The 15699-nt window shown below is 64.6% G+C and carries 14 protein-coding genes; 6 read left to right on the top strand and 8 right to left on the bottom strand.

The features are described 5' to 3' along the window. Positions 1 to 239 precede the first annotated feature (239 nt). Complete coding sequence (locus U5782_RS14340) at positions 240 to 854, bottom strand: TetR/AcrR family transcriptional regulator (RefSeq protein ID WP_322044489.1); 615 nt, start codon at positions 852 to 854, stop codon at positions 240 to 242. 390 nt (positions 855 to 1244) lie between these two features. Here U5782_RS14340 and U5782_RS14335 point away from each other — a divergent pair, with 390 nt between their 5' ends. The 5 genes from U5782_RS14335 to U5782_RS14315 are packed head-to-tail and all read left to right on the top strand — an operon-like array spanning position 1245 to position 7728. Next, positions 1245 to 3641: a TonB-dependent hemoglobin/transferrin/lactoferrin family receptor gene (locus U5782_RS14335; RefSeq protein ID WP_322044488.1), complete on the top strand. Its 2397-nt coding sequence runs from the start codon at positions 1245 to 1247 to the stop codon at positions 3639 to 3641. A 41-nt stretch (positions 3642 to 3682) separates the two neighbouring features. Beyond that, positions 3683 to 4789, top strand: a complete 1107-nt coding sequence (locus tag U5782_RS14330; RefSeq protein ID WP_322044487.1) for a hemin-degrading factor — start codon at positions 3683 to 3685, stop codon at positions 4787 to 4789. Then, on the top strand, positions 4786 to 5706 hold the full coding sequence (locus tag U5782_RS14325) for a helical backbone metal receptor (RefSeq protein WP_322044486.1): 921 nt from the start codon (positions 4786 to 4788) through the stop codon (positions 5704 to 5706). The genes U5782_RS14330 and U5782_RS14325 overlap by 4 nt, the downstream gene beginning before the upstream one ends. A 29-nt stretch (positions 5707 to 5735) precedes the next feature. Continuing rightward, a complete protein-coding gene (locus U5782_RS14320; RefSeq protein WP_322044485.1) occupies positions 5736 to 6872 on the top strand; it encodes an iron ABC transporter permease in 1137 nt (378 codons plus the stop codon). A 19-nt stretch (positions 6873 to 6891) separates the two neighbouring features. Continuing rightward, the gene (locus U5782_RS14315) at positions 6892 to 7728 is read left to right on the top strand and encodes an ATP-binding cassette domain-containing protein (RefSeq protein ID WP_415914319.1); all 837 of its coding nucleotides are present in this window, start codon (positions 6892 to 6894) and stop codon (positions 7726 to 7728) included. 22 nt (positions 7729 to 7750) lie between these two features. On the opposite strand, the gene U5782_RS14310 is transcribed toward U5782_RS14315, so the two are convergent. The 7 genes from U5782_RS14310 to U5782_RS14280 all read right to left on the bottom strand — a co-directional run bounded on the left by U5782_RS14310 (position 7751) and on the right by U5782_RS14280 (position 15033). After that, positions 7751 to 8221 (bottom strand): DUF2269 domain-containing protein, encoded by a 471-nt coding sequence (locus U5782_RS14310; RefSeq protein ID WP_322044484.1) that lies wholly within the window; start codon positions 8219 to 8221, stop codon positions 7751 to 7753. After that, positions 8218 to 9471, bottom strand: coding sequence for an SDR family oxidoreductase (locus U5782_RS14305; protein WP_322044483.1), 1254 nt, complete (start codon positions 9469 to 9471; stop codon positions 8218 to 8220). The genes U5782_RS14310 and U5782_RS14305 overlap by 4 nt, the downstream gene beginning before the upstream one ends. 106 nt (positions 9472 to 9577) lie before the next feature. Continuing rightward, entirely contained in the window at positions 9578 to 10105 is a 528-nt protein-coding gene (locus tag U5782_RS14300) for a GbsR/MarR family transcriptional regulator (RefSeq protein WP_322044482.1), read from the bottom strand. Positions 10106 to 10178: 73 nt separating this feature from the next. Then, complete coding sequence (locus U5782_RS14295) at positions 10179 to 10928, bottom strand: hypothetical protein (RefSeq protein ID WP_322044481.1); 750 nt, start codon at positions 10926 to 10928, stop codon at positions 10179 to 10181. Further along, on the bottom strand, positions 10928 to 13396 hold the full coding sequence (locus U5782_RS14290; protein ID WP_322044480.1) for a TonB-dependent receptor: 2469 nt from the start codon (positions 13394 to 13396) through the stop codon (positions 10928 to 10930). The genes U5782_RS14295 and U5782_RS14290 overlap by 1 nt, the downstream gene beginning before the upstream one ends. 141 nt (positions 13397 to 13537) lie before the next feature. Continuing rightward, the gene (locus U5782_RS14285; protein WP_322044479.1) at positions 13538 to 14518 is read right to left on the bottom strand and encodes a FecR domain-containing protein; all 981 of its coding nucleotides are present in this window, start codon (positions 14516 to 14518) and stop codon (positions 13538 to 13540) included. An 11-nt stretch (positions 14519 to 14529) separates the two neighbouring features. After that, positions 14530 to 15033, bottom strand: a complete 504-nt coding sequence (locus U5782_RS14280; RefSeq protein WP_322044478.1) for a sigma-70 family RNA polymerase sigma factor — start codon at positions 15031 to 15033, stop codon at positions 14530 to 14532. A 343-nt stretch (positions 15034 to 15376) separates the two neighbouring features. Here U5782_RS14280 and U5782_RS14275 point away from each other — a divergent pair, with 343 nt between their 5' ends. Then, on the top strand, positions 15377 to 15685 hold the full coding sequence (locus U5782_RS14275) for a DUF4148 domain-containing protein (protein WP_322044477.1): 309 nt from the start codon (positions 15377 to 15379) through the stop codon (positions 15683 to 15685). Positions 15686 to 15699: the final 14 nt, after the last annotated feature.

Raw genomic sequence — 15699 nt, 5'->3', positions numbered from 1 at the left:
AACTACCAGGACGATGTAGCAGTCTTGGAAAACCCAGGGAGCAGGCCGTTGATCGTGCGTGAGCCGATGAGCGATCGAGACGCGATTCCGGTTATTCTCGCGCTGACTTCGAGCGCAAAACTTTGCGCAGCCGCTACGTTCAGAGGCGGGCAGTCTTAAAGCCAATCGCATACTGACGGACGTGACGGACTGACACGCCCCTCAATTCGCCTCGCCTCTGTAACGCGGTTTCCCAGGCGCTACGCATAGCGCGCAAGAAACATATCGGCGGCGGCCTCGGCGACACGCATCTGCTCGGCCTCGCTTAGCGGCGGCTGGCCCATCGTCACCTGCGGCCAGAACGCGAAGCCCTTTACCACGCCCTGCAACTCCTGCGCCGCGAACAGCGGATCGTCCGTGCGCAGTCGCCCGTCGGCGGCGGCCGCGCGAATCCACACCGTCACGTCTTCTTCCCGCTCGCCAAGCCGCGTGACCATGTCGCGCGCGCGTTCGGGCGAATGGATGCCCGCCGCGATCGCTACGCGCGCGAGGGCCAGAAACGATTCGTCGGCCATCAGGCGCAGCTTGCGCGCGAGCAGCGCAAGCAGTTGCGGGCGCAACGGCTCGGAAGCGCGGTAGGCCGGCGGCGCACCGGTCTGACTCGCATCCCAGAGGCGCATGAGGATGGCCGCGAACAGCGTCTCCTTGCTGGGGAAGTGGTTGTACACGGTGCGCTTGGACGCACTCGCGCGCGCGGCGATGCGGTCCATGCTGGTCGCGTCGTAACCGGCGGCGAGAAATTCCTCAATGGCGGCTTCGAGGATGGCGGCGCGTTTGCGGTCGGTCAGGCGTTGCGGGGTGGCGGTCGAATCCATGACGGAATTTTACTGGTTTGCCCGGCCGCTGCGATGCCCCAAAGGCACGCAATCCGGTCCAAAAGCGGACATTTTGGGTCAATTGGCGCCAGATAACCATGACGCATATAAGGGTTTCCGCATGCCAGCTGACGACGAAAGATACCTACGCCGGTGTCTGTAGATCGCGTTTTCGACAACGGCTGAAGTGGCTTCCAAGTCGCTGAAAGAAAAGCGTTTATGTCGTGCTGGCCGCTCCTCGCGCTTCGCACGTGCCAGTCGCTTTCCCATCCCCGAAACCTTGAATCTGTTAAAAAGTAAATGAGAATTGTTTGCATCCAGGCTAAGATCGAGCCCGCTTTCGATTCGTAAGCAAACGAAAAGCCTGGATTCTGACAACGGGGAAGATTCATGTATCTCAAGCAAAGACTGGTGCGGCGCGTGCTGCCGGCGCTGATCGCCGAAGCCTGCGCGCTATACGCCGGCCACACATTCGCCGCTCAACCGGCCGCGAGCGCCACGGTGGCCCAGACCGCCGACGCGCGCGAGAACACCACCGACGCCAACACCACACGCCAGGCGAACGAAGCGGACGCAACGACCACCAAACCGCTGCGCGCCGACGCCCAGCGCCGCGAGCAGGCGCTCGAGGCCGTCACGGTCACGGCCACGCGCGGCGGCAGCACGGACCCGAACCGCACGGCCGCCACGGTCTCGGTTATCACGAGCGACGATATCGACGAGAACAACGCTAAGGACGTCAAGGACGCGCTCAAGTACGAGCCGGGCGTCGAAGTGCGCCACTCGGCCTATCGTCCGTCGGGCATCACAGGCTCGTCGGGGCGTGCGGGCAACGAGGGCATCAATATTCGCGGCCTCGAAGGCAACCAGGTCCTGCTGCTCGAAGACGGCGTGCCGCTGCCGCAGTCGTATGCATTCGGTTCGGGCTCGGCTGGGCGCGCGGATTATCTGAACACCGATCTTTATCAGCGCATCGAAGTCTTGCGCGGCCCGACCTCGGCGCTGTACGGCAGCGACGGTCTCACGGGCGCAGTCAACTTCGTGACCAAGGACCCCGCCGATCTGCTGTCGATCTACAACAAACCGACCTACTTCTCGCTGAAGGCCGGCTACGATTCGACCGACCGTAGCTGGGGGTCGACGGCCACTGCCGCGTTCGGCGGGGACGTGGTGCAGGGCATGATCGCGCTCTCGGGACGCCACGGCCACGAGACCGACAACAAGGGCGACAGCAACACGCTGGGCGCGACGCGCTCGGAAGCAGACCCGCTCACGTACAACAACCGCAGCGCGCTCGGCAAGCTCGTTTTCAAATTGACGCCGCAAGACACGCTGAAAATCACTGCTGAAACACTTAGTAATGCGAATTCAAGCGATGGTCTCTCGCAGCTTGGCGGCGCCTATACGTGGAGCGGTTACACGGCTAATCGCTATGTCACCGGCAACGAGGTGAACAGCAACCGTGTCCAGCTCGACTACGATCACCGTGATGCGACGAACCCGTATTTCCAGCAGTTGCATGCCGCGCTCTACTACCGCAATGCCTCCACGCGACAGACGCTCGATATTGGCGGCGTCAATGCGAGTGGTGCGACGTCGTCGCGCTCGCGCATCAACGACTATGGCGACAACATCCTCGGCGGCAGCGTCGTGGCCGATAGTGCGTTCTCGACTGGGCCGTTCCAGCACAAGCTGACCTACGGTTTCGATGCGAGCGTCTCGCACTACAGCACGTCGAGCTCGGCGGGCTCGGAATGGACGAGCAGCACCGACGGCTACCCCGAAGCGTTCCCGAAGACCACGCAGACCAGCTTCGGCGCCTTCGTGCAGGACGAAATCCGCTGGAACAAGCTGAGTCTCGTGCCGGGCGTGCGCTTCGACTGGTACGACATGACGCCGCATCCGGATGCGACCTACGAGTCGGCGTCCGCGGCTTCGACCAAGCCCACCACCAGCTCCACGGGCAACGCCATTTCCCCGCGCTTCGCGGTGCTTTACGAAGTGTCGCCCGCATTCGTGCCGTACGTGCAGTACGCACACGGTTTTCGCGCGCCGTCCGCCTACCAGGTCAACAGCTTCTATAACCCGGCAGGCTCGTATGGCCTGTATTACCAGCAGGTCGGCAATCCCAACCTGAAGCCGGAAACCAGCAACTCGATCGAACTGGGTCTGCGCGGCAAGCTCGGCGTTGGTCACGGTCAGGTGAATTACAGCGCTGCTGCTTTCGCGGGCCGCTACAGCAACTTCATCGACACGAAGGTGATTGGCGGCAGCGTGACGTCGTCGACCAATCCGTACACCGTGCAGTACGTGAACTATTCGAAGGCCTCGATTCAGGGCCTCGAAGGCAAGGCCGACTGGTACGTGAACGACAGCCTCGAAGTGAAGGGCGGCTTCGCGTGGATTCACGGTACGGAAACCAAGGACGGCGTGACCTCGGGCCTCGACACGGTGCCGCCGCTCGCGGTCGTGCTCGGCGTGAAATACGCGCCCACCGAACGCTGGTTCGCCAGCGCCGACCTCACTTACAACTCGCGCAAGAACAAGTCGCAGATGTCCACGTCGACGTATTACTCGACGCCCTCGTACACGATCCTCGACCTGCACGCGGGCTACAACATCACGCGTCACGTGAGCGTGACGGCGGGCATCGACAACGTGTTCGACCGCAAATACTGGATCTGGAACGACGTGCGCGGTCTTTCGGACAGCGACAGCGCCGCGAAGATCGACTCGTTCACCGCGCCGGGCCGCAATTTCAACGTGGGCATGAAGATCGACTTCTGACGCACGCATTCCCTTATTCAACGTAACAAGGCAGGACCAACATGACGCAAACCTCCCATCAACTTCCTGTGAATCCGGCCTCGCTTGCGCTGCTGCGCGAGGCCTTCACCGAACTGCGCACGACCCGCAAGCTGCGCCATCGCGAAGCGGCGGCGGAGCTGGGCGTGAGCGAGGGCGAGGCGCTGGCGGCGTTCGTGGGCGAGCATGTCGTGCGGCTCGACGCGCAATCGGCCGATGAGTTCGCCACGCTGTTCGAGTCGATGCCGCTGCTTGGCGAAGTGATGGTCCTCACGCGCAACGACGCCGTCGTGCACGAGAAGATCGGCACCTTCGGCAAGATGAGCCGCACCGGTCCGGTGGGCCTGACCGTGGGCCGTGCGATCGACCTGCGCATCTTCTACGCGAAGTGGGCGTCGGCGTTCGCCGTGCGCGAAGTCTACGACGACGGTGTGCGCGAGAGCCTGCAATTCTTCGACGCGCAAGGCGTGGCGGTGACCAAGGTCTATCTGCGCGATGCCAGCGATCACGTCGCCTTCGACACGCTGGTCGAGCGTCATGCCGCGCCGTCGCAGCAGCCCGGACTGAGCGTGGAGCGCGCCCAGCCGCGCGCACCGCAACGCGACGACGTGCAGATCGACGTGCAGGGTTTTCGCGCGGCGTGGGCCGCCATGAAGGACACGCACGAATTCTTCGATATCCTGCGTAAATTCGGCGTGGGCCGTTTGCAGGCGCTGCGTCTGGCCGATCCCGCGTATGCCGAGCCCATCGCACTCGACGCCATCGAGGCCTTGCTGAACGACGCCGCGAGCACGCAACTGCCCATCATGGTGTTCGTCGGCAATCCGGGCATGATCCAGATTCACACGGGTCCGGTGCAGACGATCCGCACGATGGGGCCGTGGCTCAACGTGCTCGACGCGGATTTCAACCTGCATCTGCGCGCCAATCTGGTTGCGCACGCATGGGTCGTGCGCAAGCCGACCAGCGATGGCATCGTCACCTCGGTCGAACTGTTCGATGCGGCGGGCGAGAACATCACGATGCTGTTCGGCGCGCGCAAACCGGGCCAGGCGGAGCGCGAAGACTGGCGCGCAGCCGTGCAACGGCTCGCGCGCGTCCCGGCCACCACCGAGGGAGCCACGGCATGAGCGACGATCGTTTCGATTTCCGGCGCCGCAGGCTGCTGATCGGCACGGGCGGTCTGTTGCTCGCGGTCACGGGCGCGGGCGTGACGGCGCGTGCGGGGGCGGCTTCGGCACCCCTCAAGGCGGACACATCGCGCGTGGTCGTGATCGGCGGGGCGCTCGGGGAGATCGTCTATGCGCTCGGCCGCGCGGACACGCTCGTCGGCGCCGATACGACCTGTACCTGGCCGCCGCAAGCGCAGGCGCTGCCGAAGGTGGGCTACCAGCGCGCGCTGTCCGCCGAAGGCCTGCTGTCGCTGCAGCCGACTTTGATCCTCGCCTCCGCCGAGGCCGGGCCGCCATCGGTTCTGCAACGCGTGGCCGATGCGGGCGTCAAGGTCGCGACTTTTGGCGAGACACATGATGTGGCCTCGGTGCGCGAGAAGATCGTAGGCGTGGCGCGCGCACTGGACGCCGATAACGCGGGTCAGGCGCAGCTCGCCCGTTTCGACCGTGCGTGGGCCGAGACGACGGCGAGCGTGGTGCAGGCACAGAAGGATGCGCAGAAGCAGGCATCGCCGCGCGTGCTGTTCCTGATGAGCCCGGCGGGCAACCAGGCGATGGTGGCGGGGCAGCACACGGCCGCCGACGCCATGCTCGCCTACGCCGGCGCACGCAATGCGATGCAGGGCTTCTCGGGCTATCGCGCGCTCACGCCGGAAGCGCTCGTCGCCGCGCAACCCGACATCGTGCTGACCACCGACGACGCGCTCAAGGCCGCCGGCAGCAAACGCCAACTGCTCGATTCGGCAGGTTTCTCGCTCACGCCCGCTGGCCGCGCCACGCGCGTGGTCGCGCTCGACGCACTGTTCCTGCTCGGCTTCGGCCCGCGCTTGCCCGAAGCCGTGAGCGCGCTCAACCGCAGTCTCGCGCAAGCGTGACGCAAAGGACGCGCGCTCGGCGTTTCATCATGACCAGGCAGACTCTTCGACTCGCGCAGCCCTCGCTGGCTGCGCCTCCTTCCGTGCGCACGCCACGCTCGCGCGTGCCATTCGTATTCGCGGCGCTTGGCGTGTTGCTCGCGCTCGCGATCCTCGCAGGCGTGTGCATGGGCGCTTATCCGGTTTCACCCGCCGCGCTCTGGCAGGCGCTGCTGGCGGGCGACCTGCATGCGGGTGCGCAAGCCGATCGCTCCGCGCTCGTGCTGCTCGAATTGCGCGTGCCGCGCGTGGCGCTGGCGCTGCTGGTGGGCGCGGGCTTCGGCGCGGCGGGCAGCGCGTTGCAGGCGCTGCTGCGCAATCCGCTCGCGGACCCGGGGCTGATCGGCGTATCGAGCGGCGCGGCGCTGGGCGCATCGCTCTTGATCGTGTTCGGTTCGGTGCTGTTGCCGCATCTGGCTGCTTATTGGCCCGCTGTGTTTGCAGGGGGGATGGCGCCCGGCTCGGGGCAACTCACGGCCGTCGCCGCGTTCGTGGGTGCGCTGGGCGTGACGCTGGGCGTGTACCGGATTTCTTCGTCCAATGGCCGCGTGGTGCTGCCCATCCTGCTGCTGGCGGGCGTAGCCGCCAACGCGCTCGCGGGCGCGGTGATCGGCACGCTGTCCTACGTTGCGACCGACGCGCAACTGCGCTCGCTCACATTCTGGAGTCTGGGCAGTCTCGCCGATGCGAAGTGGTCGACGCTCTGTGCGATTGCCCCGTTCGTGATCGTAGGCGTCCTGACGATCGCGGCGCACACGCGCGCGCTCAATGCGATGCAACTCGGTGAACTCGAAGCGCATTACCTTGGCGTGCCCGTACGTCGCGTCAAGCACGCGATCCTGCTGGCAACGGCGCTGGCCGTGGGCGCGCTGGTGTCGAGCACTGGGCAGATCGGCTTTATCGGGCTGGTCGCGCCGCATTGCATCCGGCTCTCGTGCGGACCCGATCAGCGCGTGGTGCTGCCGGGCTCGATGCTGCTGGGCGCCTTGCTGACGGTGGCCGCCGATCTCGTCGCGCGTACACTGGTCGCGCCCGCCGAGATTCCATTAGGTGTGCTCACCGCACTGCTGGGAGCGCCGTTCTTTATCGTGCTGATCTTGCGCAGCCGACGGCACTTCGGCGCGTGATCGGGCTTCGGCACGAACCATGAATACAGACAAAAAACACTTCATGCTTTCGATTGAGAATCTGCGCATCGGCTACCGGGGAAGGGCGCTGTTCGACGATTTTTCGTTGAGCGTTGCGCCCGGCGAATTCGTGGTCGTGCTGGGCCAGAACGGCGTTGGTAAAAGCACGCTGCTCAAGGCGCTAGCGGGCGACTTCACGCTGCACGGCTTTCCGGACCGGACGAGCAGCGGCAAACTCACGCTCAATGGCGAGGACGCGCGCCGCATCGCGCCGCAGCGTCTCGCGCAACTGCGCGCGGTGCTCGCGCAAAGCGTGCCCAACACCTTTGCCGTACCCGTGAACGAGGTCGTGCAACTGGGCCGCTATGCGCACCTCGACGGCGCGGCGATGCCGTTTTCCGTCGATGTACTGGTGCAGGACATGCTCGCGCTCGCAGGCGTGGCCCCGCTCGCGCAGCGCGACATCACCACGCTCTCGGGCGGCGAATTCGCGCGCGTGCAGTTCGCCCGCGCGCTCGCGCAATTGTGGACGCTCGACAGCCACCGCTTGCCGCCGCGATATCTGCTGATGGACGAGCCGACGGCGGCGCTCGATCTGGTGCAGCAGCACCGGCTCTTTGCGACGGCGCGGCGACTCACGCGGGCATGGAATATCGGCGCGCTGGCGATTGCGCACGACTGCAATCTCGCGGCGCGTCACGCGGATCGTCTCGTGCTGATTGGCGAGGGCCGCGTGATCGCCGACGGGCCGCCGCGCGAAGTGATGCGCACCGATCTGCTAGAGCGTTGCTATGGCGCACCGATGCAGATTGCCGGCGTTGATGAAGATGCGGTGGCGAGCATCTTTCCGGCGTGATGCTCGCGCTTCAACGCCTGCTTCAACTCGGCTTGAACACCATCAGGAAGTAGACCAGCAACATCGCGATGAAGGCTGGATAGCCGAGTCTTTCCCACAGCTTCGCGTATTGCCAGTAGCGGGCCGGGAGCGTCGCCGCGCGCGCCTCATGCGCGGCGTTGGCCAATTCGGCGAGCCGCAGTTGCAGCCACACCACAGGCAGCCAGCACGCACCGGCAAGCAGATACAGCGCGAGCGCCGCGACGAGCCACGGGCTTCTCCACGGCCAGCCCGCGGCGTGTGCGAGCCAGAGGCCGCTGGCGGGCTGAAACAGCACGGCGGGCGTGGTGAACCACCAGTCGGCGCGCACGACGAGGCGCGCTACGGCGGCGATCACGGGCACCGAGCGCGTGCGATTGGCGAAGAAAAGATAGAACGCGGTTCCGAATCCCGTGCCGACGAGCAGCACGGACGACAGGATATGCAAGGTCTTGATGGTGAGGTAGAGGTTCATGGCCGCGGCTCATCGCTGATGAGGATGAAGAGGATGGTCAATATCGGCAGGTTCTTCAGGACCGCGCCGAACGGGTCGCCTAGCAACTCGGGAATGGCGACGGCGATGATGGTGGAGTACGCAACGATCAGTGCAATCTGCGCGAGCCACAACCGTCGACCTGGCCAGAAGATCGTGGCCATGCCGAACGTCAGATCGAGCGCGGAGGCGAGATAAAGCGTGGCCAACGCGGCCACGCCGTGCAGATGAACGCGCTCCAGCAACGCGAGGCTTTGCGAGAGCGGATGAATCCAGGCACTGACGACTGCGCTCACGATCCATGTCACTGCCAGTGCGAAACGCAATGCGTAAGCGCGCCAGCTTGCCAGCGCCGCGAGGCGCAGCGGCGCGGCATCTTGCGCTATGAACTCGCGCAGGCTGCGCGGCAGGCGTCCCAGGACCTTTGCCGTAGCCGCGACATCGGCGGTGCTGCCGGCCTGAAGCATGCGCCACGTATCGCACGTGAGCATCGATCCAGGTACGCGATCGAGCAGGGCGGCGGCCGCGCCGATCAGCGCCGCTGGCAAGCCGATACGCGGCGCCGGTGCGAATCCGAGCGCCTCACGGTAGATCGCCAGCATGTCGCGATACTCGACTTCCTCCGCGCCGACGATATCGAGCGTCTGACGCGCCGGCGCGTCTGCATCGAGCAGGTTTGCGATGACCTCGGCCAGGTCGTCGGCGTGGACGAGTCGCAGCAACTGATGGCCGCCCGCAGGAAGCACGTGAACCGGCACACTCGCGAGCGCACGAAAGAAGCCCGCCGATGCCCCGTCCGAACCATAGACCAGCGCGGGCCGCACGATCTGCCAGTCTAGCGGCAGGCTTTGCAGATGACGCTCAGCTGCGAGCTTGCTCGTGAAATAACGCGTTTCCCCAGCTTCCACGCCCAGTGCCGATATCTGCACGACGCGCTTCACGCCAGCCAGTCGGCACGCTTCGAACAGTGCGATCGGTCCGCGCGTATGAACGGCGTCGAAGGTTTGCTCGCCACGCTCCAGCAAAATGCCGACCGCGTTGACGACGGCGTCGATGCCATGAAGTTGCGTGTGCAACGTTGATGGATCGAGATCGGCCGCGAAATCTATCTGGCGTTCGTCGGCCTGGGTGGCGTGCCGCACGCCTTTCACGACGCGATGGCCGCGACGTTCGAGCCACGCGCACACCGTACCGCCGATGAAACCTTGCGCCCCGCAAACGAGGATGTTCATTCAAGAATCTCCGTCGTGCTTGTTATTGCTAAAATTACTGTTATTTCTGTATAGACAGAAATAACAGGTCAAAAAAATGCAGGCCCGCGAGCCTGCATCGGCCATCTCAAGACTTGCGCCTGACTACCTTGCTGATCTTCGCGCCCATGCCGAGCGTCTTCATGAGCGTTTCCGGCTTCAGTCGCAGCATTTCGTCGGACCAGGTCGTCAGGGTTTCGAGGAACTGTAGCGTGTCGCGAATGCGCTGCTCCGTTTCGCGGCTCTCGTTGCCGATCTCGGGACTTGCCAGGGTATCGAGCAGCATCGTGAGCGTCGGGTCGATTTCGCGCTGGCGGCGGCCTTCGACGATCAGCTTGAACAATTCCCAGATATCCGTGGAGGTCTCGAAGTGGTCGCGCCGGTCGCCCATTACGTGCACCACCTTCGCGAGTCGCCACGCCTGCAACTCCTTCAGGCTGTTGCTGACGTTCGAGCGTGCGACGCCCAGCGCCTCGGCGATTTCGTCGGCGGCGACGGGACGGCCCAGCAGATAGAGCAAAGCGTGAATCTGCGCCACGGTGCGATTGACGCCCCAGCGCGAGCCCATCTCGCCCCAATGCAGGATGAATTTTTCGGCGGTCGGTGTGAGTTCCATGGGCTCGACTCTATAAACTTCAGTTATTTCTGTCAAGACAGAAATAACTGAAGCGATCGTGCGCCCCGGAAATTCAGGCCGTCTTGTCGACGCTGGGCGCACGCGCGGCCCAGTCGATCGCGGCGTCGAACAACCGAAGCCCCGCCGCCGAAAGATTCGTGAACGAGTCGTTGTCCATGAAGAACATCACGCGGCGCGCGGGCGCAAGCGCTTCGTAGTCCATCGTCGCGCCTTTTTCGTAGGTGAAGATCGCGGCTTTATCGGCTTGGCCGTAAATCGTCGCGATGATCGACGCGCCCAGTCCCGGCTTGCCCCAACTCATCGGCGCCTGCTTGCGGAACACATTGGCGACGCCCGCAGGCAAGGCCGCCGAAACCGGATGCGGTGCATTCACGAGCCAGAGATAGCGCTCTTTTTCCGTCTCGCCAAAATCGACGTCATGACGTTTGCCGCACATGGCGAGATCGTCGAGCAGGTCGTTTTCCCAGGTGAGCAGCGGCACGGGCGAGGTGCGCCAGCCCGCCGGCACGTCCTTGGCCGATACGGTGGAAGAAATCACCACGAGATCCGAGCCAGAAGCTCCAGTTGGATCGAAGTCCTGATTAACGAGCTGAACCTGATAACCGCGCTTCTGCAGATGCGCCGCAATCTGTCGATCGACCGCGATATTGGGGCCATCGAGCTGCACGACCATCAGGATCGAGCGTGATGCGTCAGGCGTTTGCGCGCGAGCATTGGGCAGCGCGCACGAAGCCGCGAGGGCGGAGAGGGAGACCAGCGCATGGCGGCGCGAAACACGAAGTGGAAAGCGAGTCATGGTCATCAGAATTCAAAGGTCGAGAGCAGGGAGACCTGGCGCGCGTCGCCCACGGCGACGAAATAGCGGTTCGCGCTCGACGGGTAGTAGGTCTTGTTGAACAGGTTCTTCACATTGAGCTGGAATGAAACACGATGGCCGCCCCAGCGCGTGTCGTAGGTCGCGAAAGCATCGGCGACGGTATAGGCGGGCAGCGTAAAGCTGTTCGCCGAATCGCCGGGCCGCGAGCCGACGTAGTGCGCGCCCGCGCCCACGCGCAACTGATCGCCGCCGAACACCGTGCCGAAGTCATACACCGCCGCAAGCGACGCCGTATTCTGCGCGACGTTCCAGAGCCGGTTGCCCGCATACACGGGATCTTCGATGGTTTTCGCGTCGATATACGCGTAGCTCGCGATCACGCTCCAGTGCTGACCGATCTGGCCGGACACGTCCAGCTCCACGCCGCGCGAACGCGCCTTGCCGGAGGTGCGCCAGTCCGTCTGCTTGGTGGTGTCGTTGTACTGCGAGACCAGGACGTTCGATTTGTCGATATTGAAGAGCGCGAGCGTGCCCGTGAGTCCTGCGGGCATCGCGACCTTGGCGCCCACTTCCCAGGACGTGGCTTCTTCGGGCTTCACCGCCGAGTCGATCACCACGCCCGTGCTGAGTGGCGCGATTGTCGAAGTCGGCTTGAGCGACTGCGTGTAGCTGCCATAGAGCGAGAACGTGTCGGTCCACTTGTAGACGACGCCCGCGCGCGGCAGCCACTTGTTGCCGCTCAGATCGGTATTGGCCTTGAACGGGCGGCCCTTGCCCGCCACCTGGTTGTACGTCATGAAGCGCGCGCCGCCAACCAGAATCCATTTATCGGTCAGATGCAGGCTGTCCTGGAAGTAGACGGAGGCGTCGTGCAGCGTATCGGTCTGATCGCTGTCGCTGGCCGAAACGGTGCTCGACGGGCTTTCCAGTCCATAGACCGGATGCAGGTAGTTGAACGTGTATTGCGTGGCCTGACGCAGCAGGTCGGCGCGATAGATGCGGCGGTATTCGTCGTCCACGCCCACCTGCAGATCGTTGCGCAAGCCGGCCACGGTGAAATGGCCGTCCACATAGGCGGTCGCGTAGCTATCCGTGCTCACGGCGCCGTGAGTGGCGTCGTTGCTGCGCGAGAGCACGCCCGTCGTGCTGTTAACCCCTTGCACGCGCAACTGGTTTGCATCGTAGGTCTCGCGGTTGTAGCTGTAGCCGATGTGGGCCTTCCAGTCCGCGTTGATCTGATGATCGACGAGCAACTGCGCGAGATGCGACTCGCCGCGCATCTCGTTGAAGGGTTCATCCAGACGCTCGCGTGCGGGGATGGCGAGTGGCTGGTTGGTCTTGGGATCGAGCGCGGTGCCGCGATCGAAGGGATAGAGAAACTTGCGGTACTGATACGACAGTACCACCTGGGTATCGCGCCCGTACCACGCGAGCGACGGCGCGACCAGCGTCTCGCGATGCTCGCCGAAATTGCGCCAGTATTGTTCGTCGACCTGATCGAGCACGAGGCGATAAGCGAGGCGCGTGTCGCCAATCGGACCCGTGGTGTCGAGCGTCGCGCCGCCGCCATTGCGGCCGTGGCCATAGGTCGAGCCGAGCACCGAGATCGCATGGTACGGCGTGAGCATGGGCTGCTTGCTCACCACGTTGACGACTCCGCCCGGGTCCATGATGCCGTAGAGCAGCGAGGTCGGCCCTTTGAGCACTTCGACGCTATCGACCGCATCGTTGAGCGCGCGGCCCTGCACGAGCGGCATGCCGTTCTCCATGATCGAGCCGTCACGATTGCCGCCGAAGCCGCGTTTGAGCAGCGTGTCCTGGGTGCCCGCGAGCGTGTTGCCCTGAACGATGCCGCTGACGTTCGCGAGCGCATCGTCCAGATTGCGCGGACGCTGGTCGTGCAGCACCTGCGCGGGCACCACGTTGACGGCTTGTGCCGTGTCGAGCACGGGGGTGTCCGAGCGCGTGATGTTGGCTTCGGCGGGCGCACGGTAGCTGCCCGCCTTGATCGCCGAGGCGTCGACCTTCACGGCGGGCAGCACGGCGCGCTCTTGCAGATCGGCGTTGCTGGTGTCCTGCGCGAGCGTGTAACTGCCGTTGGCTTGCGCGCTGGCGGCGAGGCCCGTATCGCGCAGGATGTGCGCGAGGCCGTCGGCCACGCCGTAATCGCCTTGCAGTCCGGCACTCGTGCGGTTGGCGGCAAGCGAAGCGGGATACGCGATCATCACGCCGGCCTGCTGGCCGAACTGGTTCAGCACCGTGGCGAGCGGGCCGGCGTGGATCTCGTAGTGCTGAAAGGGCGCGGCTTGCTGGGACGCGGCCGTGCCGGCCGCCAGGGCGGACGTTGCGGTGCCAGCCGCACTGGCGGCAAAGAGCGCGACGACAGCAACGCCGATCCAGTGACGGCATGGGCGATGGGCGTAACGGATGGGGCGCACAACGCCCTCAGACATGGCCTGGACAGAAGGATGCATGGGTTCTAGGACTGGGAGAAGACCGATGAAGAAGTGCTTTCATCTGGCTTGTCCCGCGAGAATCGAAAACAGCTCACGTTTTCGAAAAATTTTTTTGCTTGTGGAAATGCGGGCGCGAAATCAGCCGCGTGCCGGGCTTACCGTGACCCAGAAGCGCGTCAGATAGTCGACCCGCAACGGCAGCGCACGCGTGAGCGTGTCGAGCACGCGATCGGTATCGGCGAGCAGGTAGGTCCCGGAGACGCGCAGCGTTGCCACACGCGGATCGCATCGCAACGCGCCGTCCCGGTAGCGCGCGAGTTCGCCCAGAAAATCGGCGAGCGGCATGTCGTTGGCGACGAGCATGCCCTGCGCCCACGCCGAAGCATCGCTGGCGACCGGTTCGACCTCGCGCACGGCGTTCGCGGTGAAGCGCGTGGACTCGCCCGCATGCAATGTTCGCGCGGCTGAGGGAGCCTTGTCGGGCACGATGCGCACCGCGCCTTCGAACACTGCGAGCTGCGTGGCGTCCGGCTCCTGCCTCACCGAAAAGCGCGTGCCGAGCGGCGTGGCCGTGCCTTGCGCCGTTTGCACGACGAAGGGGCGTGATGCAAAGCCATCCCGGTGCCCCGTGGTCACCATGATCTCGCCACGCCGCAACACGACGCGTCGCTCGTTGGCTGTGAAGCGTAGATCGACGGCGGAGGCCGTATTGAGCGTCAACGCCGTGCCGTCGTCGAGCGCGTAGGTGCGGATCTCGCCCGTCGCCGTGTGCATGTCGGCGGTCCAGCCCGGCCATGCCGATCGATGGCGCGCGCCCCAGGTCGCGCCACCCGCGAAAAACAGCACCGCGAGCGCCTTGACGGTCGAGCGCCGTCGCGAGCCGGCGCGCGTGAGCGCCGCGCGCGCGGCGTGGGCCGAGGGTCCCTGGCCGAGCGACTGAAAACGCTGCGAGACGGTCTGGATATGCTGCCAGGCGCGCTCGTGATCGGCGTGTTGCGCGCGCCACGCTTCCAGCGCCTCGCGCTGTGCCGGCGTGATCGCGCCGCTGCTCAGATCGAGCCACCACTCGACGGCGCGATGCGCGATCTCCGGCGCGATATCAGGTGCAATCGGACGCATGGGCGTTGCGCTCACAGCGCGAAGAAGCACTGCGCCGCCGCCTTCGCGAGATGACGCTTGACGGTCGCGAGCGAAATGCCCAGCGTTGCCGCGATCTCGGTATGCGTCGCGCCATCGAGTTGAGCGAGCAGGAACGCGCGCTTGACGATCACAGGCAGCCCGTCGAGCAGGCGATCGATTTCGCAGAGCGTTTCGAGCAGCACGGCCTGGTCTTCGGGCGAGGGCGCGAGGGCTTCGGGCGTCAGCGCGAGTGCTTCGAGATACGCGCGCTCGACCTGCTCGCGCCGCCAGTGGTTGTAGAGCACACGCTGGGCGACGGTGGTGAGCAGCGCGCGCGGCTCGCGGGCCTCCACGGGCTCCTCGCGCGCGAGCAGACGCACGAAGGTGTCGTGCGCGAGATCGCTGGCACGGTGCGCGCAACCGAGCTTGCGGCGCAGCCAGCCATGTAGCCATCCGTGATGCGCGCGGTAGAGCGCGTCGATCTCGAGTTGGGCGGAGGGCGGAAGGGCGGTCATGCGGCGTGACGCAGCGTGGCGAGTGGCTGAAGTAGAAAAAATGGGTTGGTGGCTTACAGCTTCGGTCGCGTAGCTTACACGTCGATTGCATGTAAGTAAATGAGAATTGTTCTCGTATAGGTCGGTGTGATCTGCCCCTTTCATGGTTTCGAGGCTCGAAAATGTCGCTGCGATATCGGCTTCATTACCGTTTTGTCATGTTGGCGTCGGTTCAGATTCGCTTAAGGCAGCGCTGCGCACAATGCCCCCGACTTCGCGATATTCATGAAGTCGCGGCGCGTAATTCGAATCCGTCTTGACGCGCAATTCAGCCACTTTTTCGCTTGATTTGAGGATCGAAACCATGAAAACCCGCTTGAATACCCGTCTGCTTGCTACGCTCATCATCAGTACTGCGATGCTTCCGGCAATGGCCTTCGCACAAGACCTGTCGAAGAGCGAAATTGTCCAGCGCGCCGCGGTCAAGGCGCAAATCGCCCAGGCCGAACAGGACGGCACGCTGCATCCGTCGAACGTGCATTACCCCGACGGCGTCGTGCCCACTTCCGCGAATGCCGGCAACAGCGGCTACGGCACCGCGAGCGTTGGCAACAGCCAATCGGGCAGCGCCGCGAACAGCGCGGCAGTCAACGCGCTCTACCGCCACCAATAAGCGTGAAGATGTCG

It is taken from the genome of Paraburkholderia sp. J67 (genome assembly GCF_905220265.1).
Classification (GTDB): domain Bacteria; phylum Pseudomonadota; class Gammaproteobacteria; order Burkholderiales; family Burkholderiaceae; genus Paraburkholderia.
The sequence above is the reverse complement of the archived record's forward strand: the minus strand, read 5'-3'. Positions and strand labels throughout refer to the sequence as shown.